Source organism: Skermanella rosea (genome assembly GCF_016806835.2).
Classification (GTDB): Bacteria; Pseudomonadota; Alphaproteobacteria; order Azospirillales; family Azospirillaceae; genus Skermanella; species Skermanella rosea.
Window position 1 is genome coordinate 3,220,001 of record NZ_CP086111.1, and the last position, 24,064, is coordinate 3,244,064.

Consider the following 24,064-nt stretch of genomic DNA (forward strand, 5'->3'; position numbering starts at 1 on the left):
TTCCCACGCGTTACTCACCCGTGCGCCACTAGGGCCGAAGCCCTCGTTCGACTTGCATGTGTTAGGCATGCCGCCAGCGTTCGTTCTGAGCCAGGATCAAACTCTCAGGTTGAAGTCACCACCACTGCCAGGACCGAAGCCCGGACACCGGCGATGATCAACGGGAACCGTCACCCAAGACAGTCCCGAGAACCTAAGCTTTGAACCATGTGATTCTCTGCGTAGCTTCCAGGATGTCAGACTGACAGTTCCGATTTGTGCCCCGAACCGGGCCAAACCGCGCCGCCGCCTGCGCATCCCTTCTCTCATACGATCAACTTGTCAAAGATCCGCGAAACCGAAGGCCGCGTGCAGGACACGCTGGCTTGATTTCTCACCGTTTTCTGGTGTCCCCGACCGCCTCAGCGCGTCGGGAGGCCGTATATAGGGCGGCGCGAGCACCCCTGTAAAGGGCCTTTTTCCGCCTCTTCGCATTTTTCTTCAGGCGGGCACGACCTGATCCAGCGCATGCACCTTGAGCGCCCCGGTGCCGAGCCGGCGCTTCGCCACGTCGCACAGATGGGAGTGGTGGGTGAAGAACAGCACCTGTGTCTGCCGGCTGAGGTCGTGCAGGACCGACAGGGCCGCGGCAGCCCGGTCGTCGTCGTAATTGACCAGCAGGTCGTCGGCGACGAACGGGATCGGTTCGGCCCCCGCCACATAGAGTTCGATCGCGGCCACCCGCAGGGCCAGGAAAAGCTGGTCCCGGGTACCGTCGCTCATGCCGGAGACATCGACCAGCGCGCCGGTCCGCCGCTCCCCCTTCAGGATCGCCTGGTCCCGGTCGTCGAACTCGACCTTGAGGCCGGTATAGTTGCCGAGCGTCAGCGTACCGAACAGCTCGGCAGCCCGGCGCAGCAGCGGCCCCTGCTGTTCCTGGCGGTATCGGTCCACCGCCCGGCGGAGCAGCAGGGCGGCGGTCCGCACGCGGGCGTAACTCTCCGCCGTTTCGCGCAGGTCGGCCAGTGCCTCCTGCGCCTCCTGGGCGGCCGTTCCGCCGCCCCTGCCCCGCTCCATCTCGCCGAGGCGCTGGCGCAGCCGCTGCTGCTCGCCGCCGAGTTCGGTTCCCTGGGTTTGAAGGTCGGCGATCTCGGCGGAAATGCGCTGGAGATCCCCGGCGAGCTGGTCGGGATCGCATTCCGCCACTTCGGCCATGAGCTGCGTGGCGCCCAATCCATCCCCGGCGGCGAGGAGCTGATGGCGGAGCTCCGCCAGGCGCCGCTCCGCGTCCCGCCGCTGGTTCGACCGCCGGATCGCCTCGGCAAGCGCGCCGTCGTCCGTGCTGCCGGCTTCCGCCCTGAGGCGCTCCAGCGCCGCCTCGGCATCCCGCACGGCCTGCTCGGCCGAGGCGACCTCGCCCCGCGCGTTCCCGAGCCGGGCCGCCAGATCCTGATGCCGCTCGAGATCACGCCGCGCCTGCTGGAGCTGGGCGAGCAGGATGCCCGCAAGCTCGATCGCATCACCGTCGGCCGCAAGACCCAGCGCGGCGGCGAGCCGGACGGCTTCGGCCTCGAACTGGCCGACATTGTCGCGGATCCGTTCGACGCGATGGGTCAGTTCCTTGATCGCGTCAAGCCGGCGTCCGAGTTCCTCCAAGGCGCCCAGGGTCTCCTCGATGCCGGCGGGGGTGGCGGTGGTCTCCCGCCCGAGCCGCTCGACCAGCTTTCCCCAACCCTGCTGCCAAACGCCGAAGGCCTGCGCGCAGGCGTCGGCCTGGCGTTCGGCCTCTGCCACCTTGACCCGCTGCTCGACGAGACGGTCCATGCATCCCCGACGCTGGAGCGCCGCCTCGGTCAGCCGCTGCGCCAAGCCGTCGGCCTGCCGCAGCAGGATGCCCAGGCCGGTCTGCGGCGACACGAGCGAGCCGTGGGCGGACAGCGCCGCCACCAGCTGCGCATGGGCGCCGGAGAGGTCCCGCTCCATGCGCCGGCAGCTCGCTTCCAGGTCACGGGCCGAGTCGGCGTCGCGGACCAGGGCGGCGACGCGGGCGAGCCAGGCCGACATCTCCCGCGGTGACGCAGGGGCAAGCCCGGCCGGCCGCCACGCCGCGGCCCAGGCCGCTTCCAGTTCCGCACGGCTCCGTTCGCAGGCCGAAGCCTCGTGTGCGGCGGAGGTCAGGCGCCGGACCGTATCCTGGTGGCGCGAGGTGAGCTGGACATAGTTGGCGACCCGGTGGGCCTCCGCCTCCTTGCGATCGACCAGATCGTCGGCGGCACGGACGGTCTGCTCGAAGAGACCCGGCAGGTCATGGGTCGAGTCGAACAGCTCGGCCTCGTCGGTGGACAGGGGCGGCGGGTCACGGTCGATGAAGGTCCGGCGAACGACCCGCCAGCCGGCATCACGCCGGCGGCGGGCCTCGGCGATGGCCTCGGCCGTGGGAATCTCGCTGGTTCCCTTGAGGGCCGCCAATTCCGCGTCGAGCTGGCTGAGCTGGCCCCGAAGCTCGTCGGCCTTCTCGCGCGCCCGCGTCGAGCGCGCTTCGAGGTCGGCGAATTCCTTCTCGAACCGGGTGACGGTGCTGTCGTCCGGCACCTTGGCCTGGAGCAGGCCATCGAGCGATCCCTGCCACAGGGGTAGTGCCGCGACCTGGGCGGCGATCCGTTCCTTGAGGCGGTGAAGCCGCGCCTGACCCTCGGCCAGGGTCTGTTCCAGGGTTCCGCGCGCCTTCACCTCGGCGATGGCGGCGGTCAGGACGGCGGCGTCGGCGGGCGAGCCGATCGCTTCGAGCTGCGCTTCCAAGCGGGCCGCCTCCACCCTGCATGTCGCGAGCTGGTCGGCGGCGGCGTCGGACCGGGCGCGCAGCCTGCCCTCCTCCGCGATCAGGGCGCGCACGTCGGCAAGCACGGATCTGGGCGGGATCGCTTCCGCCGCCCGGTCGATCGGCAGGGACGAACCGAGCCGGCGCAGCAGGTCGGCGACCTGGTCGCGCAACTGGCGCAGCTCGCTTTCCCGCTTGGGCAGGTCGGCGCGCTGGTCCCGGATCGCTCCCCGCTGCTCGTGCAGGGCCTCGATCGCGGCCCCGCTCGCCAGGATCGCCTCGGGGACGGTGAGGCCGTCCAATTCCTCGGCCAGCTTGGCGGCGACGGCGCCGCAGCGTTCGACGTCGCGGGAGGCCTCGTCGCGCTGCCGCAGGGCGGCCTGCCGCCGGTCGGCCGCATCCTCCGCCAGCACGAGGGCGTCGGCGAGCGCACCGAGGGAGTCCTCCAGCTCCGCGATCTGGCTGACCAGGTGGCGGGTGCGGCGGATGCGCTCCGCCTTGGCGCGGGCGGCTTCCAGGTGGTTGAGGCGTTCGCGGCAGTCGCGGATCCTAGCCTCGGCGGCCTCGGCGTCAGCGTGGACCTGGCGCCACTCGTCGCCGCTCACCGCGGCCTCGCGCAGCCGCTTGCGCGCGTCGGCGTGGCGGTCCAGCGCCTGATAGAACGGCTTCGACGCGACGCGGCGGGAGGAGAACAGCGCGTTCGCCTCGGCATCCAGCTCGGCAAGCACCTGGGAGATGCCCATCACGCCGGCCCCGGCGCCGAACAGGCTCTGCCCGACATCGCCGCGGGCGGCCAGGATATCCTCGCCGCCCCGGCGCAGCCGGTTATGGTCCAGCCCGAACATGCCCTCGAAGAAGTCGCGGTCGATCGGCCCCAGGAACGCGGCCAGGGCGGTATCGGGAAGGCTGCCCGAGCCGTCGGCGTCCAGCAGGGTGTTCTGCCGGCCCTTGCGCCGCTGGAAGGCGAGACGCCTTCCGTCCGCCGCCTCGATCTCCGCGGTCAGGCGCAGGTCGGCATAGTCATGCTTGAAATTGTAGGGCGACCGCGTCTCGATCCCGAAGAACAGGTCGCTCAGCGCCCGGAGCGTGGTCGTCTTTCCCGCCTCGTTGCTGCCGCAGACGATATGGAAGTCCGGCCGCGCGCCGAGATCGATCCCGCCGTCCGTGAAATGGCCGAAGCGGTCGAGGCCCAGGCGGATCAGTCTCATCGGTCGAGCTCCCGGTCGAGCAGGCGTGACAATACGATCGCCCTGGCGTCGGCGATCAGCGCGGCGGGGTCCTTCAAGGCGGCGAACTCCTCGCCCTGGTCGTGCTGGCGGTCCAGTTCGCGCGGCATCTTGCCCATCAGCTCCTCCAGCTCGGACCGGACCGTCTCCTGAAGCTCCGGGTCGGCGGCGAGGCTATCCAGGGAGCGCAGCAGGCTGCCGACCGCGTCCTGGCGCAGGCTGAGGGTGACGAGGTCGCGCATCGGCCGGGTGGCGCCGATGATCTTCTCGATCCAGACGGCATCCGCCCCCAGGTCGAGCGCCACCGCCCGCACCTCCGCCATGAAGGAGTCCTGCCGGGACAGCAGCCCGCCATGGAGCGGCGTCGCACCGGTCAGCCTCAGCCGCGCGGCCAGCGGCCGGCCCTCGCACCCGTCGGCCGCCGCTTCGAGCGCGCCGCGGACCCGGGCCAGCGCCTCGCCGGGCGACTCGCAGCCGGTCAGGTCGGTCTCGACCATGGCCCAGCGGAGCACGTCCACCGGGCGGTGGTCGAGCCGGGTCACGTGTCCGTCCTCGACCGTGACCATCATGCAGCCCTTGGCCCCGGTCTCCCGGATGTTGCGGCCCTGGAGGTTGCCGGGGAAGACGATGTACGGGTGCTCGTTCAGGACCTCGCGGGTATGGACATGGCCGAGCGCCCAGTAGTCGTAGCCATGGCGGGCGAGGTCGGCCGGATCGCACGGCGCGTAGCCGGCATGGCCTTCGCGCCCGTCCGCCGAGGTGTGCAGCAGGCCTATGTTGAAATGCCCCGGCACCGGCGGCTTGTACCCGGCCGCCAGGTTGTCGGTCACTTCCCGCTGCTTGAAGCTCTGGCCGTGCAGGGCGACCTTCAGGCCGGGAAGCAGGTGCGTTTCCGGCTTGCGGGAGGAGAATACCGTGACGTTCTCCGGCAGCGGCAGCTTGCGGGTGATCTGGCTTTCCGCGTCGTGGTTTCCGTGGATCAGGAAGACGGGGATGCCGGCCTGGCGCAGGCGCGCCATCTGCTGGACGAAGAACAGGCCGGTATTGAAGTCGCGCCAGTCGCCGTCATACAGGTCGCCGGCGATCACCAGGAAATCGACCGCTTCCTCCTGCGCCAGATCGACCATCGCCTGGAAGGCGCGGCGCGTGGCGCCCCGCAGCAGGTCGACCGGCGCGCCATCGTAGGCGGCCAGCCCGACCAGCGGGCTGTCGAGATGGATATCGGCGGCGTGGATGAACTTCATGGCTGCCTCGGACCCTGCTCAATACGACAGGTAGTATCCCGAACAGCCGAAAGACGCAAGGCGTTGGGGTTCCTTGGCCACAGATGGACGGCGATGGAATCAGATATCCCTGTCCATCGCCGTCCATCTGCGGCCGGACCTTGACTTACGCCGCCTGTTCCCCGCGTTCGTCCACCAGGGTGACAATGTCGTCCATGATGGCGGTCAGGTCGTAGTCCTTGGGGGTGTAGACCCGGGCCACGCCGGCGGCCTTCAGGGTGCGCTCGTCCTCCGGCGGGATGATGCCGCCGACGACGACCGGGATCTCGCCCAGGCCCAGGCGGCGCATGCGGTCGAGAACGTCTGTCACCAGGGCCACGTGGCTGCCGGACAGGATCGACAGGCCGACGACATGGACGCCCTCCTCCAGGGCGGCGTTGACGATCTGCGCCGGAGTCAGCCGGATGCCCTCGTACACCACTTCCATGCCGGCATCGCGGGCGCGCACCGCGATCTGCTCCGCCCCGTTGGAATGGCCGTCGAGCCCCGGCTTGCCGACCAGCATCTTGATCCGCCGGCCGAGCCGCTCCGACACCTGGGTGACCCGCTCGCGCACGGTGGCCAAGCTGTCCGCGCCGCCGGCGGTGGCCGCCTTGCCGACGCCCGTGGGGGCGCGGTACTCGCCGAAGACGCCGCGCAGGACGGCGGACCATTCGCCCGTGGTGACGCCGGCATGGGCGCAGCGGATGCTCGGCTCCATGATGTTGCGCCCCTCGCGGGCGGCGGCGCCGAGATCCACCAGGGCCGCTTCCACGTCGGAAGCGTTGCGGGCGGCGCGCCAGGCTTCGAGCCGGGCGAGCTGGTCCGCCTCCGCCTGGGGATCGACGGCCAGGAAGCCGCCGTCGTCGCCGGCGGTCAGCGGCGAGGGCGCCGACTCGGTGAACTTGTTGACGCCGACCACGATCTGCTCGCCGGCCTCGATCGCCGCGAGTCGCCGGGTGTTCGACTCGACCAGACGCTGCTTCATGTAGGACGACTCGACGGCGGCGATGGCGCCGCCCATGGCGTCGATCCGGGCCAGCTCGTCCAGGGCCTCGGCCATCAGCTCCTCGACCTTGGCGTCGATCACGTGGCTGCCGTTGAACAGGTCGCCGTATTCGAGCAGGTCGGTCTCGAACGCGACGATCTGCTGGAGGCGCAGGCTCCATTGCTGGTCCCACGGCCGCGGCAGGCCCAGCGCCTCGTTCCAGGCGGGAAGCTGGACCGCGCGGGCGCGGGCGTCCTTGGACAGGACGACGGCCAGCATCTCGATCAGGATGCGGTAGACGTTGTTTTCCGGCTGCGGCTCGGTCAGGCCCAGGCTGTTGACCTGGACGCCGTAGCGGAACCGGCGGAACTGCTGGTCCTCGATGCCGTAGCGGTCGCGGGTGATCTGGTCCCACAGGTAGGTGAACGCCCGCATCTTGCACAGCTCGGTGATGAACCGGATGCCGGCATTGACGAAGAAGCTGATCCGCCCGACCACCTGGGGGAAGTCCTCCGCCGGGACCTGCCCCGACGCCTTGACGGCGTCGAGCACCGCGCAGGCGGTCGCAAGCGCGAAGGCCAGCTCCTGCACCGGAGTCGCCCCCGCCTCCTGCAGGTGGTAGGAGCAGACGTTCATGGGGTTCCACTTCGGCACTTCACGGTAGGTGAAGGCGATCATGTCCGTGGTCAGCCGCATCGACGGTTCGGGCGGGAAGATGTAGGTGCCGCGGCTGAGATATTCCTTGATGATGTCGTTCTGGGTCGTCCCGGCGAGTTGCGCCCGGCCGGCGCCCTGCTGCTCCGCGGCGGCGATATAGAGCGCCAGCAGCCACGGCGCCGTCGCGTTGATCGTCATGGAGGTGTTCATCTCGCCCAGCGGGATGCCGTCGAACAGCGTCTTCATGTCGCCGAGATGGCAGACGGGAACGCCGACCTTGCCGACTTCGCCCCTGGCCAGCGGATGGTCGCTGTCGTAGCCGGTCTGGGTCGGCAGGTCGAAGGCGACGGAAAGGCCGGTCTGCCCCCGCTTCAGGTTCGTCCGGTACAGCGCATTGGACGCGGCGGCGGTCGAATGGCCGGAATAGGTCCGGATCAGCCAGGGCTTGTCGCGATGTCCACTCATTACGGCGCTATCCCCTTCGCACGGTTCATGTCATCCCGGTCACCGCCAGCCGGCGGGCGGCTCGTCTCCGCTAACACCGCCGGACGCCGGCCCGCAAGCGGCACGATCTCGTCCGATGGAACACCTTCCCAGGGTGCCGACCTGTGCTGCGGATGCGAATGGCCTTTTTCCAACTGATAGTGCTTTCGACTGATTGTTTCAGTGACCGGGTGACCGGTGAAACAATTTACCGTATTGTGCGTTGCATCGGAAGGATCATCCTGTTTAGACTGCGCAAACTCTACGATCCATAGGGTTTTAAGCTTCAGGGCGTCTCGACATCGACGCATATGCAGCGAAGTTCGATACGGCCGTATCGGGGTATCCTGCGGCAGAAAAAGGTTTTGAGGAACAAGGCATGACCGAGGCAGCGAACGTCATCACCCGCCCGGCCGGTCCGGCGGTCAAGGACCTCTACGACGTGGGCGAGATCCCGCCGCTGGGCCATGTGCCGGCGAAGATGCACGCCTGGGCGATCCGTCGGGAGCGTCACGGCGAGCCCGAGAAGGCCATGCAGCTCGAAGTCGTCGCGACTCCGGAGATCGGCCAGGACGAGGTCCTGGTCATGGTCATGGCGGCGGGCGTCAACTACAACGGCATCTGGGCCGGCCTGGGCAAGCCGATCTCGCCGTTCGACGTGCACAAGGCCGAGTACCACATCGCCGGTTCCGACGCGTCGGGCATCGTCTGGGCCGTCGGCAGCAAGGTCAAGCGGTTCAAGGTCGGCGACGAGGTCGTGGTCCACTGCAATCAGGATGACGGCGACGACGAGGAGTGCAACGGCGGCGACCCGATGTTCTCGACCTCCCAGCGGATCTGGGGCTACGAGACGCCGGACGGCTCCTTCGCCCAGTTCTGCCGCGTGCAGGCCCGCCAGCTGATGGCCCGGCCGAAGCACCTGACCTGGGAAGAGAGCGCCTGCTACACGCTGACGCTGGCGACCGCCTACCGCATGCTGTTCGGCCACCGCCCGCACATCCTGCGGCCCGGCCACAACGTGCTGGTCTGGGGCGCCTCGGGCGGCCTGGGCTCCATGGCGATCCAGCTGATCGCGACGGCCGGCGCCAACGCGATCGGCGTCATCTCGGACGAGACCAAGCGCGACTTCGTGCTGTCGCTGGGCGCCAAGGGCGTGCTGAACCGCAAGGACTTCGACTGCTGGGGCCAGCTGCCGGACGTCGACGACAGCGCCGCCTATGCCGAGTACATGAAGCGGGTCCGCCCCTTCGGCAAGGCGATCTGGGACATCACCGGCAAGGGCAACGACGTCGACTTCGTGTTCGAGCATCCGGGCGAGCAGACCTTCCCGGTCTCCTGCTTCGTGGTCAAGCGCGGCGGCATGGTGGTGTTCTGCGCCGGCACGTCGGGCTTCAACCTGACCTTCGACGCGCGGTTCGTGTGGATGCGCCAGAAGCGTATCCAGGGCAGCCACTTCGCCAACCTGCTCCAAGCCAGCCAGGCCAACCAGCTGGTGATCGAGCGGCGCCTGGACCCCTGCATGTCGGAGGTCTTCTCGTGGGAGGACATCCCGCGCGCCCACACCAAGATGCTCCGCAACGAGCACAAGCCGGGCAACATGGCCGTGCTGGTGAACGCGCGGAAGCCGGGCCTGCGGACCCTGGAGGACGTGGCGGAGGCGTAAGGCGGGGGCTGATCCGAGGCCGCCGGGGAGGTCTTCCCCGGCGGCCCGTCTTCACAGCGGCACCGCGTTCGCCTTCGCCACGTCGCCGTACCAGTAGTAGCTGGCTTTCGGGCGGCGCTGCATCGTCTCCCGGTCGACCTGCACCAAGCCGAAATGCTGGGTGTAGCCGTAGCCCCATTCGAAGTTGTCGAGCAGGGTCCAGACGAAATATCCCCGCAGGTTGGCGCCGTCCCGGATCGCGCGGTGGCAGGCCAGCAAGTGGTCGCGGATGAAGAAGATCCGGGCGCCGTCCTCGGCCTTGCCGCTGGGACCTACCCAGTCGCCATAGGACGCGCCGTTCTCCGTCACATAGACCGGCGGGTTGCCATAGCGGTCGCGGAACTCGATCAACTGTTCGTACAACCCGTCCGGCTCGATCGGCCAGCCCATGTCGGTGTGCTTCGTCCCGTCCGGCGAGGGGCCGAAATTGGTGCCGAACAGGCCGCCGGGATCGACCACCTGATGCATGCGGCTGTAATAGTTGAGTCCGAGGAAATCGACCGGCTGGCGGATCGTCTCCATGTCGCCCGGCTTGACCAGCGGCTTGAAATCGGCGACCAGGCTGTCGGGATACTCGCCCTTGAACAGCGGGTCCAGGCAGGCACGGTTCCAGACCGCATCCCACTGCGCCGCCGCGTGGCGGTTGGAGTCGGGTCCGGGGGCCGGCTTGACCGGCTGGACGCTGAGCACGGTGCCGAGTTGCCAGTCCTTGCCGCCGGCGGCGCGCAATGCCGCGAGCGCCCTGCCCTGGGCGAGGTTCTGGTGGTGGATCGCGGCGCAATAGCTGGCGCGGCCGCGCAGGTCCGGGGCGTGGCCGCCGACGCCGTGACCGAAGATCGCGACCACCGAGGGCTCGTTCAGCATGACCCAGTGCTTTGCCCGGTCGCCGATCCGGCCTGCGACGATCCCGGCATAGTCGGCGAACCAGGACGCTATGTCGCGGTTGCCCCACCCGCCCCGGTCCTGGAGCGCCTGGGGCAGGTCCCAGTGGTAAAGGCACGGCCAGGGCTGGATCCCACGCCGGAGGAGCGCGTCGGTGAGCCGGTCGTAGAAGTCCAATCCCCTGGCGTTGGCCGGGCCGGTGCCGGTGGGCTGGATCCGGGGCCAGGCGACGGAGAAGCGGTAGGCCTTCAGCCCCGCGTCGGCCATCAGTGCTACGTCCTCCAGGTAGCGGTTGTAGTGGTCTGCCGCGACGTCGCCGGTGTCGCCGTTCAGCACCTTCCCCGGCGTGCGGCTGAAGGTATCCCAGACACTGGGGCCGCGGCCATCGGCGTCGACGGCGCCCTCGATCTGATAGGAGGAGGTCGACGTGCCCCACACGAACCCGTCAGGAAACCGGACCGCCTGTTCGGCCGCCCCCGGAGCAGCGTTGGAGACGATATCGGCGCCGGCCAGCGCCGCCCCCGCCGCAACCCCCAGGAACTCCCGGCGACCAAGAGTTACACCCGCACCCTCTTTCGCGAACATTGCTTGGCAGCCTCTCGGATCGTTCCATTGTTTCATTGACGCAGTGCACACCATCCCGCATTTTGCAGAACAACACGCAGCCCGGCCTGCATTTAGTACACGGAGCCCGTTATGACCAGCGTCGCCGTCAAGCTCGATCCCGCCCCGTCCAAAGCGTTGCTGCTCGACGATCTGCTGCCGCTCTGCGCCGAGGCCCTGCCCGCCGCGGAACGGCTGGTGGAGAGTGCTCGCGCATCGGTGCTGGGGATCGTCACCGCCCCCGGCGGCAAGATCGACGCCGACCTGCTGGAAGCGAATCAGACCGCGGCCCATGGCTATGCCTGGATGGCCACATATGTCGAGGGCCTGCGCCAGATGCTCGGCTGGGCGACCCGCCTGGATGCTGCCGGCGAGCTGGGCGAACTGGAAGCGCTGATGCTCCAGGCGGCCTTCGGGGAATACCTGGCGCAGCTGGTCGGCGGCGTTCCGCTGAGCCAGGTCGAGATCGTCCGCCCCGGCGACCTGGGCGTCTCGGCCGAGGCGCTGGCCGAGTACCGCACCGGCGCCGTCGCGACGCTGATCGACCAGGGTGCCGCGGCCCCGGTGCGGCTGCGCATCGCCGAACTGGTTGCCGACCACCACAGCTTCGGCAAGCTGGCGCTGGAGGACGAGACGCTGGACATGGTGCGCGACCAGTTCAGCCGATTCGCCGCCGACATGGTCGTGCCGCACGCCCACGGCTGGCACGAGCGCGACGAGCTGATCCCGCTGGAAGTGGTCGAGCAGATGGCCGAGCTGGGCGTCTTCGGCCTGACCGTGCCGGAGGAGTTCGGCGGCCTGGGCATGGGCAAGACCGCCATGTGCGTGGTGTCGGAAGTGCTGAGCCAGGCCTATATCGGCGTCGGCTCGCTGGGCACCCGGTCGGAGATCGCGGCCGAGCTGATCCGGCTGGGCGGCACCCAGGAGCAGAAGGAGAAGTGGCTGCCCAAGCTGGCCAGCGGCGAGATCCTGCCGACCGCCGTCTTCACCGAGCCGAACACCGGGTCGGACCTGGGATCGCTGCGCACCCGCGCGATGCGTGAGGGCGACACCTATAAGGTGATGGGCAACAAGACCTGGATCACCCACGCCGCGCGCAGCGACCTTATGACGCTGCTGGTCCGCACCGACCCGAACACAACGGATTACCGAGGTTTGTCGATGCTGCTGGCCGAGAAGCCGCGCGGCACGGTGGAGGATCCGTTCCCCGCCGAGGGCATGACCGGCGGCGAGATCGAGGTGCTGGGCTATCGCGGCATGAAGGAGTACGAGATCGGCTTCGACGGCTTCGAGGTCCCGGCGGAGAACCTGCTGGGCGGCGTCGAGGGCCAGGGCTTCAAGCAGCTGATGGAGACCTTCGAGAGCGCCCGCATCCAGACCGCCGCGCGCGCCACCGGCGTCGCGCAGAACGCCATGGAGCTGGGGCTCCAGTACGCCACCGACCGGGTGCAGTTCGGCAAGCCGCTGATCAAGTTCCCCCGGGTCGCGGCCAAGATCGGCTGGATGGCGGTCGAGACCATGCTGGTCCGGCAGCTCACATACTTCGCCGCGCGCGAGAAGGACCAGGACCGCCGCTGCGACATCGAGGCCGGCATGGCGAAGCTGCTGGCCGCCCGCGTCGCCTGGTCGAACGCCGACAACGCGCTGCAGATCCACGGCGGCAACGGCTACGCGACCGAGTACCAGATCAGCCGCGTGCTGTGCGACGCCCGCATCCTCAACATCTTCGAGGGTGCGGCGGAGATCCAGGCCCAGGTGATCGCGCGCGGCCTGCTCGGCCGGCGGAACTGACGGGCGGAACGGCGGCACGGCCGATACGGGGCTGTGCGGCGGGACGGCGGCACACTATATCCAGGGGATGAGCGGAATTCTGACATTTCTCCTGGTCGTGGCGATGCTCGCCGTCCTCGGCGCGCTGTTCGTCGGTCTGTTCGCCATGGTCCGTGGCGGCGAGTTCAACGACAAGTACGGCAACCGCATGATGCGGCTGCGCGTGATCCTCCAGGGGGTCGCCCTGGTGCTTTTCGTCCTCGTCGTCATCGCCTCGTCGGCCTGAGGCCTCACGGAGCAAGACGGCAACAACCGGTACCAGGAGGGCACACCGCATGGTGCAGCTGACGCGGATCTATACCCGAGGCGGCGACAAGGGACAGACCTCCCTCGGCGACGGCAAGCGCGTCGCCAAGCATGACCTGCGCGTCGCGTCCTACGGCACGGTGGACGAGGCGAACAGCGTGATCGGGCTGGCGCGCCTGTCCACGGCCGACGATCCCGGGATCGACGCCATGCTGTCGCGAATCCAGAACGATCTGTTCGACCTCGGCGCCGACCTGTGCACGCCGGAGCAGGAGAATCCGGCCTACCCGCCGCTGCGCATCGCCGAAGCGCAGGTGGAGCGGCTGGAGCGCGAGATCGACGCCATGAACGCGGAACTCAGTCCGCTCAAAAGCTTCGTCCTGCCCGGCGGCACGCCCGCCGCGGCGCACCTGCACCTCGCCCGCACCGTCGCGCGGCGGGCGGAGCGGCTGATGACGGAACTGGCGGAGCACGAGCCCGTGGGCGGGCCGGCGTTGAAATACATCAACCGGCTGTCGGATCACCTCTTCGTCCTCAGCCGTTATGTGAACGACAAAGGCGCGCTTGACGTACTGTGGGTGCCGGGCGCCAACCGCTGATCGACCCTGGAGGCCGGCGCTGCCGCGTCATGACTTCGGCCATGCCTTCAGATTGACACGGTTGATGCCAAATCCTATGGTTCGCCACCGCTCGCGGTGTATTTTGTGCACTGCGGTCATGCCGTCGCGCGGGCATGAGCCACTGTCGTGTACCGATAACTAAGGATTTGAAATGAAAGTCCTCGTCCCGGTTAAGCGGGTGGTCGACTATAACGTGAAGATCCGCGTCAAAGCGGACGGCTCGGGAGTCGAGACTGCCAACGTTAAGATGTCGATGAACCCGTTTGATGAAATCGCGGTTGAAGAAGCGGTTCGTCTCAAGGAATCGAAGGCGGCGACCGAAGTGATCGCCGTCAGCCTGGGTGTCCAGGCCTGCCAGGAAACCCTGCGCACCGCGCTCGCGATGGGGGCCGACCGGGCCATCCATGTGCTGACCGATGCCGACCTGCAGCCGCTGGCCGTCGCCAAGGCGCTCAAGGCCGTCGTCGAGAAGGAACAGCCGCAGCTGGTCATCATGGGCAAGCAGGCGATCGACGACGACGCCAACCAGACCGGCCAGATGCTGGCGGCCCTGCTCGGCTGGGCCCAGGGGACTTTCGCATCCAAGGTGGTGCCCGGCGGCGAGACCGTGACCGTGACCCGCGAAGTGGACGGCGGCCTGGAGACGGTCGAGCTGAAGCTGCCCGCGGTGGTGACGACCGACCTGCGCCTCAACGAGCCGCGCTATGCGTCGCTGCCGAACATCATGAAGGCGAAGAAGAAGCCGATCGAGACGGTTTCGCCGGCCGATCTCGGCGTCGATCCCGCACCGCGCCTGAAGACCCTGAAGGTCGTCGAGCCGCCCAAGCGCTCGGCCGGGGTCAAGGTCAAGACGGTGCAGGAACTGGTCGACAAGCTGAAGAACGAAGCCAAGGTGATCTGATATGAGCGTCCTCGTCATCGCGGAAAACGCCGAAGGCGCGATCAAGCCCGCCACCCTCAACACCGTGACCGCCGCCGCCAAGCTGGGCGGAGACGTCCACGTCCTGGTCGCCGGCGCGAACGCCAAGGGCGCCGCCGAAGCCGCCGCGAAGATCGCCGGCGTGTCGAAGGTGCTGGTCGCGGACGCCGAGCCCTACGCCCACGGACTGGCGGAGAACGTCGCACCGCTGATCGTCGACCTGGCGAAGGGCTACAGCCACGTGCTGGCCCCGGCGACGAGCTTCGGCAAGAACGTCATGCCGCGCGTCGCGGCCCTGCTCGACGTGGCCCAGATCTCCGAGATCGTGGGCGTGAACGACGCCGACACCTTCGACCGGCCGATCTATGCCGGCAATGCGATCGCGACCGTCCAGTCGTCCGATCCGATCAAGGTCATCACCGTGCGCGGCACGGCGTTCGACGCGGCGGCGGCCGAAGGCGGCAGCGCCACGATCGAGGATGCGGCGGCCGGTGCGGATGCAGGCCTGTCCAGGTTCGTCGGTCAGGAGCTGTCCAAGTCCGAGCGCCCGGAACTGACCAGCGCCAAGACGATCGTGTCGGGCGGCCGGGGCATGCAGTCCGGCGAGAATTTCCATATGCTGGAAACCCTGGCCGACAAGCTGGGCGCCGCGGTCGGCGCGAGCCGTGCGGCGGTGGATGCCGGCTACGTTCCCAACGACTACCAGGTCGGCCAGACCGGCAAGATCGTGGCACCCGAGCTCTACATTGCGGTCGGCATTTCCGGTGCCATCCAGCACCTGGCCGGGATGAAGGACTCCAAGGTCATCGTGGCCATAAACAAAGATGAGGAAGCGCCGATTTTCCAGGTCGCCGATTACGGCCTCGTGGGGGACCTGTTCAAGGTCGTTCCCGAGCTGACGGAGGAACTGGACAAGGTGCGATAACCCCTTCCTCCAACGTCGCCGCAAGGAACATAAATGATTCAGAAGATCGGTGTCATCGGAGCCGGGCAGATGGGTGCGGGTATCGCCCATGTCTGCGCAGTGTCAGGCTTCGACGTCAAACTGTCCGACATCAGTGCCGATGCGCTGAACAAGGCGGTGAGCAATATCGACAGGAACCTGGAACGCCAGGTCGCCAAGGGCAAGGTGAGCGAAGCCGACCGGCACATGGCCGTCGAGCGCATCACCACCGGCACCGATCTGGCGATGTTCGGGGACTGCGACCTCGTCATCGAGGCGGCGACGGAAGCCGAGGAAGTCAAACGGGAAATCTTCAAGCGTCTGGTCCCCAACCTCAAGGCCGACGCGTTGATCGCGAGCAACACCTCGTCGATCTCGATCACGCGGCTTGCCGCGGTGACCGACCGGCCGGCCAAGTTCATGGGCATGCACTTCATGAACCCGGTGCCGGTGATGCAGCTCGTCGAGCTGATCCGCGGCATCGCGACCGACGAGGAGACGTTCCAGGCGGTCAGGGACCTGACGCAGAAGCTGGGCAAGAAGGCCGCCGTGGCGGAGGACTTCCCGGCCTTCATCGTCAACCGCATCCTGCTGCCGATGATCAACGAGGCGGTCTACACCCTCTACGAGGGCGTGGGCTCGGTCGAGGCGATCGACACCGCGCTGAAGCTGGGCGCCAACCACCCGATGGGGCCGCTGGAACTGGCGGACTTCATCGGCCTGGACACCTGCCTTGCGATCATGCACGTGCTCTATGACGGGTTGGCCGACAGCAAGTACCGTCCCTGCCCGCTGTTGGTGAAGTATGTCGAGGCCGGCTGGGTCGGTCGCAAGGCCGGCCGCGGCTTCTACGACTACAGCAAGGAAGTGCCGGTTCCGACGCGCTGAGCGTCTGGTACCGCCAAGGGCACTCCAATGAGGGTCCCGCCTCCCGGCGGGCCCTTTGTTGTCTGGGTGCCTGCTTCCGCAGTGCCACCCCGCGCGAGAGGACCGTTCCTCCCCAGCGGCCTACATGTTCGGGTAGTTGGGCCCGCCGCCGCCCTCCGGGACGACCCAGTTGATGTTCTGGGTCGGGTCCTTGATGTCGCAGGTCTTGCAGTGGACGCAGTTCTGCGCGTTGATCTGGAGCCTCGGGTTGGCGCCCGAGTCGTCCCGCACGATCTCGTACACCCCGGCCGGGCAGTAGCGCTGCTCCGGCGCGTCATAGTCCGGCAGGTTGATCCGGATCGGGATCGTCGGGTCCTTCAGCGTCAGGTGCGCCGGCTGGTTCTCCTCGTGGTTGGTGTTCGAGATGAACACCGACGACAGACGGTCGAAGGTCAGCACCCCGTCCGGCTTGGGGTACTGGATCTTCGGCATCTCGCTCGCCTTCTTCAGCTGGAGATGGTCGGCGTGGTTGTGGAACGTCCACGGCGCCTTGCCCCGCATCACGAACGTGTCGAACGCCGAGTACGCGATCCCGCCCCACAGCCCCCGCCGGAACGACGGCCGGATGTTGCGGACGTGGTACAGCTCCGCCCACAGCCAGCTTTCCTTCAGCCGCTCCGGATAGGCCGTCGCCTCGACCCCGCCGGCCTCCGACCTCAGCAGGTCGAACACCGCCTCGGCGCACACCATGCCGCTCTTCATCGCGGTGTGGTTGCCCTTGATCTTCGGCACGTTGAGGAAGCCCGCGCTGTCGCCGACCAGGCAGCCGCCCGGGAAGGTCAGCTTCGGGATCGACTGGAAGCCGCCCTCGCTCAGCGCCCGCGCGCCGTAGGAGATCCGCCGCCCGCCCTCCAGGTACTTGCGGATGTCGGGGTGCAGCTTGAAGCGCTGGAACTCGTCGAACGGCGACAGGTGCGGGTTCTCGTAGTCCAGCCCGATGACGAAGCCGATCGAGACCTGGTTGCCCGCCATGTGGTACATCCACGAGCCGCCATAGGTCTTCTCGTCCATCGGCCAGCCGATGGTGTGGACCACCAGGCCTTCCTTGTGCCTGGCCGGATCGATCTCCCACAGCTCCTTGATGCCGATGCCGTAGGTCTGCGGGTCGCAATCCTTGCGCAGGTCGAAGCGCTCCATCAGCCCCTTGGCCAGCGAGCCGCGGCAGCCCTCGGCGAAGAGGGTCTGGCGGGCGTGCAGCTCCATGCCCGGCGTGTAGGCGTCGGTCTTCTGGCCGTCCTTGCCGATGCCCATGTCGCCGGTGGCGACACCCTTGACCGAGCCGTCCTCGCGGTACAGCACCTCGGCCGCCGCGAAGCCCGGATAGATCTCGACGCCCAGTTCCTCGGCCTGGGCCGCGAGCCAGCGGCCGAACTCGCCGAGGCTGATGATGTAGTTGCCGTGGTTGTTCATCTGCGGCGGCGTCTTGAGCCGGCGCGAGCGCGTCTCGGTCAGGTGGAGGAAGTGGTCCTCGGTGGCCGGCGTGTTGAGCGGCGCCCCCCTGTCCTTCCAGTCCGGGATCAGCTCGTCCAGCGCCCGCGGCTCCAGCACGGCTCCGGAGAGCAGGTGGGCGCCGACCTCGGAGCCCTTCTCCAGGATGCAGACCGACACGTCGTGTTCCTGCTCCGATGCCAGCTGCTTCAGCCGGATCGCGGCACTCAGGCCCGATGGCCCGGCCCCGACGATCACGACGTCGTATTCCATTACTTCTCGGGACATGAAGAGATCCTGGGTCGGCGGGTCAGGCGGGCGCGGCTTCGGCGGCGAAATAGAGGTCGTGCAGGCGGTCGAGGTTCACGGCGGAGGCCGGCTCCGACAGCGCGACGCGGCCGCCCTGCATCAGGTAGACATGGTCGGCCACGGCCAGGGCGCGGTGGGTGTTCTGCTCCACCAGGACGATCGTCCGGCCTTCCTGCTTGAGGCGGGCGATGATCCTGAAGATCTCGTCCACGATGACCGGGGCGAGGCCCAGCGAGGGCTCGTCGATCAGGACGACCTTGGGTTCCTCCATCAGGCCGCGGCCCATGGCGACCATCTGCGCCTCCCCGCCCGACAGCGACCCGGCGGGCTGGTTGCGGCGCTCGGCCAAGCGGGGGAACAGGTCGAACACCATCGCCAGGTTCTGTTTGGCGCGGGCGCGGCACGGGCGGGGGAAGGCGCCCATCAGCAGGTTGTCCTCCACCGTCATGTCGCGGAAGACCATCCGGCCTTCCGGGATCATGACGACGCCGTCATGCACGATGTCCCAGGTGGGCCGGCCGGCGGTGGACCTGCCCTGGAGGCGGATGTCGCCCTTGGTCGGCTTGACCAGGCCCATGACGGCGCGCAGCAGCGTCGTCTTGCCGGCGCCGTTGGGGCCGACGATGACGGTGGTCCGGCCCTCGGGAACGGTCAGGGACAGGTCCCACAGGATATTGATGGCGCCGTAGCCGGCGCGGAGGTTCTCGACTTCGAGCATGTTGGTGTCAGGCATGGTCGGCTCCGGTTCCGGTATAGCTGCGGCGGACTTCCGCGTCGCGGAAGACGGCGTCCGGCGTGCCGTCGGCGATCACCTTGCCGAAGTTCAGCACGACGCAGCGCTGGCACAGGCGGGAGATCGTCTCGATGTCGTGCTCGATCACGATCATGGCGAGGCGCCATTCCCGGTGCAGGCGGGCCAGCATCCCCATGAAGGCGCGCTTGCCGCTGGTCTCCAGCCCGGCCAGGACCTCGTCCAGCATCAGCAGCTTAGGCTCGGTGGCGAGCGCCTTGCCGACCTCCAGCGCCTTCTGCTCGCTCAGCGCCAGGTCGGTGGCGGCGTGGGCGTCGGCCTTGTGGGTCAGGTTCAGGAAATCCAGGATCTCCGCGATGCGCGCCGGGTCGGACTTGCCGGCGCCGAAGCGCTGGGCGACCACCAGGTTCTCGCGCACCGTCAGCTCGTGCAGCGGCTGCGGGATCTGGAAGGTGCGGCCGATGCCGGCGCGGGCGCGCTCGTGGATCCTGCCCTTGACCAAGTCGGTGTCGCCGAAGCGGGCGGTGCCCCCGGTCGGGCGGACCAGGCCGGAGATCACGTTGAACAGGGTGGTCTTGCCGGCGCCGTTGGGGCCGACCAGGCCGACGACGCTGTTGTCCTCGACCTGGAGATTGACCCCGGTCAGGGCGGTGATGCCGCCGAAGCGGACGGTGATGTCCTCAAGCCGCAGCAGCATGGCGCTTCTCCGAGGTGGGGGTGGTGGTGGCCTTGCTCCGGGAGCGGGCGAAGGGGCGCGTCAGGAGCGGCAGCAGGCCGGACGGGCTGAACAGGATCATGGCGCCCAGCAGCACGCCGAACATGATCTGGTGGCCCTGGGGCATCAGGTTCTTGAACAGCAGCTGGTCCAGCAGATAGATCACCAGCGCTCCCAGGATCGGGCCGGACAGGGTGCGGTAACCGCCGAAGATCGCGGCCACCACGGGGATGACCGACCAGGTGCCCGCGAAGGCGTAGTCGGGTTCCAGGAAGCCGATGACATGGGCGTTGAAGGCGCCGACCACGCCGGCCATGAAGGCGGAGACCACCAGCATCGCGGCCTTCAGCAGGGTGCTGGGAACGCCGATCACGCGGGTCGCGTCCTCGCTGTCGTGCATCGCCTTCAGCGCCAGGCCCCAGTAACTGTCGCGGATCAGCTTGTAGGCCAGAACGCCCAGGACCAGCAGCGTCAGGATCACCAGATAGGCGCCGGTCTTGCCGGAGAAGTCGAAGCCGAAGACGGTGGGCAGCGGCGGGATGCTGAGGATGCCCCCCGCCCCGCCGGTCAGCCAGGTCATCTCGTTCGCCAGGATCCGGAAGATCTGGGCATAGGCCAGGATCGCCAGCGCGAAGTAAGGGCCGCGCAGCCGCAGCGCCGGCATGGTCACGACGGAGACCAGGGCGGCACCGATGCCGCCCGCCAGCATCGCCAGGAAGACCGGCATCCCCATATCCTTGGCGAGGATGGCCGAGGTATAGGCGCCGACGCCGAAGAAGGCGGCGTGCCCGAAGCTGACCATGCCGCCCAGGTTGCCGAGCAGCGCCCAGGACAGGGCGATGCCGGCCAGGGTCAATGCCGCCACCACGAGGCTCATGATATAGTCGTTGCCGCCCAGGGCGAACGGGACGACCGCGTAGCAGGCCGCGATGACGACGTAAGGAAGTGCGCGCATCAGCCGACCCTCCCGCGGGAACCGAACAGGCCCGAGGGCCGGATGAACAGGACGAGCAGGAACAGCACCATGCCGGTCAGTTCCTGCAAGGCGGAGCTGGCGAGGGTGATGGTCAGGTACTCCGCGACGCCGATCAGCATGGCGCCCAGCAGCACGCCGGGGATCGAGCCCAGGCCGGCCAGCACGGTGATGACGAAGGCCTTGATGGTCAGGTGGTGACCCAGGTCGGGATGGATCACCGTGACGGTGTAGATCGCGATTCCGGCGATGCCCGCCAGCAGGCCGGCGATCACGAAGGAGATCACCTCGGTCGTGCGCGGGTTGACGCCCATCAGCATGGCGGCGTTGCGGTTGGACGCGACGGCGCGGAGCGACCGGCCGTACCAGCTCCGGTTCAGCCACCACCACAGGGCGGCGGTCAGGGCCACGCCGGACAGGAAGAACAGCACCTGCGCGCTGGTGCTGTAGAGCGTGCCCGCGATCACCACGGGTTCGTTGAACCAGGGCACGTTGGTCGAGCGGATGTCGGCCGACCAGACCATCAGGACGAAGTTGGTCAGCACGATGCCGATGCCGAACGTCAGGATCAGCGAGTTCAGCTCCCGGTCCTGGCGGATGCGGCTGACCAGCCCGTAGACCGCGACGGAGGTGAGCACGACGACCAGGACCGCGAAAGGGATCGCGATGACCGGGTTCATGCCGTAGACGCTCTCGGCGGTATAGGCGATGTAGGCGGCCAGCAGCACCATCTCGCCGTGGGCGAGGTTGATCACCTTCATGGTGCCGAAGATCAGGGTGAGGCCGAGGGCAATCAGGGCGTAATAGCCCCCGGCAAGCAATCCCGCATAGAGGGATTGCAGGACGAGTTCGAACATGGATTTCCGCTCGCGTGTTTGGGGCTGCTTACTCGGAGGCGACCCGGGGCGTGGTCCAGGGCGTCGCGGGGAACTTCACCGGGCCGGTCGCGGCCTTCTCCGGCCAGACCAGGACGACCTGCTTGCCCTGGTGCTGGCCCATGCGGTGGGTGAATTCCGGGTTGTCTCCCGTCTCGTCGAAACGGACCGGACCGATCAGCGTGTCGTTCAGGGGCTTCCGCAGTTCCGCCGCGACGGCGCCGGGCTGGTCCAGGGTGCCGGCCTCCTCGGCGCGCAGCATGGCGTCGAGCAGCAGCCGGGTCTGGACATAGCCGAAGACGCCGAGATAGTCGGGCGACTTCTTGTAGAGGTCCCTGTAGACCTTGGCGAACTCCTGCGCCTCCGGGTCGGTGAAGGCGACCGGGTACGGCAGGGTCGAGGTGCCGACGACGTTCTGCATCAGCTCGGGGAAGTCGTTCGCCATCTTGCCCGTGGCAAGCGACCAGACGCCGGCGATCAGCTTGACGCCGGGCTGCATGACGCGGGCGGCGCGCAGGATGCCGACATAGTCGTTCTCGTACCCGACCATCACGATCGCGTCCGGCTTGTCCAGGACCTTGACCTTGTGCAGGATCGGCTTGAAGTCGCTGATCGCAGGGTCGAAGGCGTGGAAGCTGACCTTGGTGCCGTTGGCGACCAGTCCCTCCTCGACCTGGTGGGCGACCTCCTGGGTCGCGTCCTTGGTGGAATGCAGGATCGCGACCGACCTGATATCGAGGTCGTTCAGCATTCCGACCAGGGCGCGGGAATAGCCCTCGCCGTTGTTGATTCGGAAGAAGTTGGTCAGGCCGCGCTTGACCAGTTCGGACGCGACGCCGCCCGAGGTCATGTAGACCTTGCCCGCCCGTTCGGCGGTCTCGGACGCGGGACCGATGATGTTGGAGCCGTAGCCGCCGGAGAAGGCCTGGACCTGGGGGGCCATCTGCTCGATCGCGGCGACCGCCTTGGCCGGGTTGGACTCGTCGTCAACCGTGATCAGGCTGGCGGTGTGCCTGCCCTGGTGGGCGCGGTTGAACATCTCGACCGCGACGTTGACGCCCTCGTTGGTCGCCATGCCGACGCGGGCCAGCGCGCCGCTCATGGCGATCTGGGAGCCGAGCCTGAACTCGGCGGCGGACAGGTCCGCGGATGGGAGCAGCAGGGCCAGGGCCGCCGCGGCGCAGGCGAGATGCCGGGCTGGATGGTTCATGGGGTCTCCTCCGGTATGTTCTTTTCGGCCAGTTTTGCCTGGACTTTGCCGTAGGTCGGGTAGAGCGAAGCGGCACCCGACGGAAGCCGGAGAGTGGGTGTCGGGTGCCGCTTCGCTCTACCCGACCTACATTTTTCGGGTTACCTGCTTCCCGCTTGGGCCAGTTCCGCGAGGCGGCTTTTCATCACCTTGCCGGTCGAGCTTGCCGGCAGGGTTTCGAGCAGCACGACCTCGGACGGGCGCTTGTACGGGGCCAGGCGCTCCGCGGCGAAGGCAGATATCGCTTCCGGGGTCACCTTGGCGCCGGGCTGGAGCTGGACGAAGGCGACCACCTCCTCGTTGCCGGCGACGCTGCGGCCGACCACGGCGGACTGGGTGACCAGCGGGTGCGCGTTCAGCACGGCCTCGACCTCCGGCGGGTAGACGTTGAAGCCGGAGCGGATGATCAGCTCCTTCGAGCGGCCGACCATGTGGAGGTTGCCGTCCTCGAACCGGGCGAGGTCGCGGGTGTTGAACCAGCGGTCCGGGGTCAGCACCTCGGCGGTCTCGGCAGGGGCTTGGTAATAGCCCTTCATCACGGTCGGGCCGCGGACCCACAGCTCGCCGATGCCGCCGGGCTGGACGGGGGAACCGTCGGTGCCGACCAGCTTCGCCTCGATCCCGGTCAGGATCGGGCCGACCGAGCAGTCCGCGCAGGGCTTCTCGACCAGGGTCTGGGCGATGGTCGGCGCGCACTCGGTCAGGCCGTAGCCGTTGTTGAGCGGCAGGCCGAACACCGCTTCCACGTCGGCCTTGATCGCGGGGTCCAGCGGCGAGCCGCCGGCGGACAGGAAACGGAGCGCCGGATGGGGCACGGTCTCCTGGCCGGTGATCCGCAGATGCTCGATCAGCCGGGCGAACATGGCCGGGACGCCCTGGAGGACGGTCAGCCGGTCCTTCTCCAGGGACTCGACGACGGCGGCGGGGTCGAACCGGGGGGTCAGGAACAGCGTGGCGCCGTGGAACAGCGTGCCCAGGAAGACCGAGGCGAAGCCGAACACGTGGGTGATCGGGAGCACGCCATAGACGCGGTCGTCCCAGTCCAGCCTGCGCATCCCGCCGGAGATCGCGGCGATGTACAGCACGTTGCGGTGGGTCAGCATGACGCCCTTGGGATGCCCGGTGGTGCCCGAGGTGTAGATCAGCACCGCGACTTGGTCGGCGCCGTCGGCGTGGACCGGCTCCGGCAGCGGTTCGGCGATCAGCGGGCCGACCGCGACGGCGCCGGCCAGTCCGGCGATCTCGACCGGCTTGGCGCCGTGGCGTTCCGCATGGGCGGCCGCCGGGCCGGAGACGCCGACCGTGTAGAACACCCGGCGGGCGCCGCTATGGTCGCGGATCTGGTCGATCTCCCGGGCGGACAGGCGGGAATTGACGATAACGCCCCAGGCGTCCATCTCGGCGGCGGCCAGCAGAAGCACGGCCTGAGCCAGGCTGTTCTCGCTGACGATCATGACCCGGTCGCCGGGCTGCACGCCGAGCCCGGCGAGCGTCGCCCGGGTCGAGGCGATGTGGGCCGCGAGTTGGCCGTAGGTCCAGATCGTGCCGCCCTCCACCAGGGCCGGATGGTCGGGCGCCGTCTCGGCCCAGGGGCGGATGATGTGGCTGATCCGGTGGGGCACCCGCGACAGCGCCTGGGCGGCGCGCTCGGGCGTCCATTCCTTCTCGGCGGCCCGCAT

General features: G+C 68.2%; 18 protein-coding genes and 1 rRNA gene (1 of these 19 only partly in view). 7 read left to right on the top strand and 12 right to left on the bottom strand.

The annotated features are described in order from the left end of the window. The 4 genes from JL101_RS14935 to JL101_RS14950 all read right to left on the bottom strand — a co-directional run. Nucleotides 1-112: ribosomal RNA gene (locus JL101_RS14935) — 16S ribosomal RNA — on the bottom strand (it extends 1,375 nt beyond the left edge of the window). 368 nt (nt 113-480) lie between these two features. After that, a complete protein-coding gene (locus JL101_RS14940) occupies nt 481-4,005 on the bottom strand; it encodes an ATP-binding protein (protein WP_203100379.1) in 3,525 nt (1,174 codons plus the stop codon). Further along, on the bottom strand, nt 4,002-5,267 hold the full coding sequence (locus JL101_RS14945) for a metallophosphoesterase family protein (RefSeq protein ID WP_203100380.1): 1,266 nt from the start codon (nt 5,265-5,267) through the stop codon (nt 4,002-4,004). The genes JL101_RS14940 and JL101_RS14945 overlap by 4 nt, the downstream gene beginning before the upstream one ends. 145 nt (nt 5,268-5,412) lie before the next feature. Further along, a complete protein-coding gene (locus JL101_RS14950; protein WP_203100381.1) occupies nt 5,413-7,395 on the bottom strand; it encodes a protein meaA in 1,983 nt (660 codons plus the stop codon). Between the two features lie 397 nt (nt 7,396-7,792). Between JL101_RS14950 and ccrA the strand changes: the two genes are divergently transcribed. Then, entirely contained in the window at nt 7,793-9,076 is a 1,284-nt protein-coding gene (gene ccrA / locus JL101_RS14955; protein WP_203100385.1) for a crotonyl-CoA carboxylase/reductase, read from the top strand. A 51-nt stretch (nt 9,077-9,127) separates the two neighbouring features. Here ccrA and JL101_RS14960 read toward each other — a convergent pair whose 3' ends face one another. Then, a complete protein-coding gene (locus JL101_RS14960) occupies nt 9,128-10,582 on the bottom strand; it encodes a GH1 family beta-glucosidase (RefSeq protein ID WP_203100386.1) in 1,455 nt (484 codons plus the stop codon). A gap of 111 nt (nt 10,583-10,693) precedes the next feature. Between JL101_RS14960 and JL101_RS14965 the strand changes: the two genes are divergently transcribed. The 6 genes from JL101_RS14965 (at nt 10,694) to JL101_RS14990 (ending at nt 16,046) form a co-directional block, all read left to right on the top strand. Next, on the top strand, nt 10,694-12,391 hold the full coding sequence (locus JL101_RS14965) for an acyl-CoA dehydrogenase family protein (RefSeq protein ID WP_203100387.1): 1,698 nt from the start codon (nt 10,694-10,696) through the stop codon (nt 12,389-12,391). A gap of 67 nt (nt 12,392-12,458) precedes the next feature. Further along, nucleotides 12,459-12,656 carry a twin transmembrane helix small protein gene (locus JL101_RS14970; RefSeq protein WP_203100388.1) on the top strand — a complete coding sequence of 66 codons (198 nt, stop codon included), beginning with the start codon at nt 12,459-12,461 and terminating at the stop codon, nt 12,654-12,656. Between the two features lie 49 nt (nt 12,657-12,705). After that, nucleotides 12,706-13,275 (top strand): cob(I)yrinic acid a,c-diamide adenosyltransferase, encoded by a 570-nt coding sequence (locus JL101_RS14975; RefSeq protein ID WP_203100389.1) that lies wholly within the window; start codon nt 12,706-12,708, stop codon nt 13,273-13,275. Nucleotides 13,276-13,447: 172 nt separating this feature from the next. After that, entirely contained in the window at nt 13,448-14,197 is a 750-nt protein-coding gene (locus tag JL101_RS14980) for an electron transfer flavoprotein subunit beta/FixA family protein (RefSeq protein ID WP_201079738.1), read from the top strand. Between the two features lies 1 nt (nt 14,198). Continuing rightward, a complete protein-coding gene (locus JL101_RS14985) occupies nt 14,199-15,140 on the top strand; it encodes an electron transfer flavoprotein subunit alpha/FixB family protein (RefSeq protein ID WP_203100390.1) in 942 nt (313 codons plus the stop codon). 33 nt (nt 15,141-15,173) lie between these two features. Further along, nucleotides 15,174-16,046, top strand: coding sequence for a 3-hydroxybutyryl-CoA dehydrogenase (locus tag JL101_RS14990; RefSeq protein ID WP_203100392.1), 873 nt, complete (start codon nt 15,174-15,176; stop codon nt 16,044-16,046). 120 nt (nt 16,047-16,166) lie between these two features. Here the strand turns inward: JL101_RS14990 and JL101_RS14995 are convergent, their stop codons facing one another. The 7 genes from JL101_RS14995 to JL101_RS15025 form a co-directional block, all read right to left on the bottom strand. Further along, complete coding sequence (locus JL101_RS14995; protein WP_203100395.1) at nt 16,167-17,801, bottom strand: electron transfer flavoprotein-ubiquinone oxidoreductase; 1,635 nt, start codon at nt 17,799-17,801, stop codon at nt 16,167-16,169. 22 nt (nt 17,802-17,823) lie between these two features. Beyond that, nucleotides 17,824-18,555: an ABC transporter ATP-binding protein gene (locus JL101_RS15000; protein ID WP_228434845.1), complete on the bottom strand. Its 732-nt coding sequence runs from the start codon at nt 18,553-18,555 to the stop codon at nt 17,824-17,826. After that, nucleotides 18,548-19,270 carry an ABC transporter ATP-binding protein gene (locus JL101_RS15005; protein WP_203100397.1) on the bottom strand — a complete coding sequence of 241 codons (723 nt, stop codon included), beginning with the start codon at nt 19,268-19,270 and terminating at the stop codon, nt 18,548-18,550. Before JL101_RS15005 ends, JL101_RS15000 begins: the two co-directional genes overlap by 8 nt. Further along, nucleotides 19,254-20,243, bottom strand: coding sequence for a branched-chain amino acid ABC transporter permease (locus JL101_RS15010; protein WP_203100399.1), 990 nt, complete (start codon nt 20,241-20,243; stop codon nt 19,254-19,256). Before JL101_RS15010 ends, JL101_RS15005 begins: the two co-directional genes overlap by 17 nt. Then, the gene (locus JL101_RS15015) at nt 20,243-21,118 is read right to left on the bottom strand and encodes a branched-chain amino acid ABC transporter permease (protein ID WP_202683403.1); all 876 of its coding nucleotides are present in this window, start codon (nt 21,116-21,118) and stop codon (nt 20,243-20,245) included. Before JL101_RS15015 ends, JL101_RS15010 begins: the two co-directional genes overlap by 1 nt. A 28-nt stretch (nt 21,119-21,146) precedes the next feature. After that, complete coding sequence (locus JL101_RS15020; protein WP_203100400.1) at nt 21,147-22,346, bottom strand: ABC transporter substrate-binding protein; 1,200 nt, start codon at nt 22,344-22,346, stop codon at nt 21,147-21,149. A 140-nt stretch (nt 22,347-22,486) separates the two neighbouring features. Then, nucleotides 22,487-24,064 carry a class I adenylate-forming enzyme family protein gene (locus JL101_RS15025; RefSeq protein ID WP_203100402.1) on the bottom strand — a complete coding sequence of 526 codons (1,578 nt, stop codon included), beginning with the start codon at nt 24,062-24,064 and terminating at the stop codon, nt 22,487-22,489.

Coding starts and splice junctions, on each gene's coding strand:
- JL101_RS14950 (WP_203100381.1), bottom strand. CDS start 7,395: ATGAGTGGACATCGCGACAAGCCCTGGCTGATCCGGACCTATTCCGGC.
- JL101_RS15000 (WP_228434845.1), bottom strand. CDS start 18,555: ATGCCTGACACCAACATGCTCGAAGTCGAGAACCTCCGCGCCGGCTAC.
- JL101_RS14985 (WP_203100390.1), top strand. CDS start 14,199: ATGAGCGTCCTCGTCATCGCGGAAAACGCCGAAGGCGCGATCAAGCCC.
- JL101_RS14940 (WP_203100379.1), bottom strand. CDS start 4,005: ATGAGACTGATCCGCCTGGGCCTCGACCGCTTCGGCCATTTCACGGAC.
- JL101_RS14995 (WP_203100395.1), bottom strand. CDS start 17,801: ATGTCCCGAGAAGTAATGGAATACGACGTCGTGATCGTCGGGGCCGGG.
- JL101_RS14960 (WP_203100386.1), bottom strand. CDS start 10,582: ATGTTCGCGAAAGAGGGTGCGGGTGTAACTCTTGGTCGCCGGGAGTTC.
- JL101_RS14945 (WP_203100380.1), bottom strand. CDS start 5,267: ATGAAGTTCATCCACGCCGCCGATATCCATCTCGACAGCCCGCTGGTC.
- JL101_RS14990 (WP_203100392.1), top strand. CDS start 15,174: ATGATTCAGAAGATCGGTGTCATCGGAGCCGGGCAGATGGGTGCGGGT.
- JL101_RS15020 (WP_203100400.1), bottom strand. CDS start 22,346: ATGAACCATCCAGCCCGGCATCTCGCCTGCGCCGCGGCGGCCCTGGCC.
- ccrA (WP_203100385.1), top strand. CDS start 7,793: ATGACCGAGGCAGCGAACGTCATCACCCGCCCGGCCGGTCCGGCGGTC.
- JL101_RS15015 (WP_202683403.1), bottom strand. CDS start 21,118: ATGTTCGAACTCGTCCTGCAATCCCTCTATGCGGGATTGCTTGCCGGG.
- JL101_RS14965 (WP_203100387.1), top strand. CDS start 10,694: ATGACCAGCGTCGCCGTCAAGCTCGATCCCGCCCCGTCCAAAGCGTTG.
- JL101_RS14980 (WP_201079738.1), top strand. CDS start 13,448: ATGAAAGTCCTCGTCCCGGTTAAGCGGGTGGTCGACTATAACGTGAAG.
- JL101_RS15005 (WP_203100397.1), bottom strand. CDS start 19,270: ATGCTGCTGCGGCTTGAGGACATCACCGTCCGCTTCGGCGGCATCACC.
- JL101_RS14975 (WP_203100389.1), top strand. CDS start 12,706: ATGGTGCAGCTGACGCGGATCTATACCCGAGGCGGCGACAAGGGACAG.
- JL101_RS15010 (WP_203100399.1), bottom strand. CDS start 20,243: ATGCGCGCACTTCCTTACGTCGTCATCGCGGCCTGCTACGCGGTCGTC.
- JL101_RS14970 (WP_203100388.1), top strand. CDS start 12,459: ATGAGCGGAATTCTGACATTTCTCCTGGTCGTGGCGATGCTCGCCGTC.
- JL101_RS15025 (WP_203100402.1), bottom strand. CDS start 24,064: ATGCGGGCCGCCGAGAAGGAATGGACGCCCGAGCGCGCCGCCCAGGCG.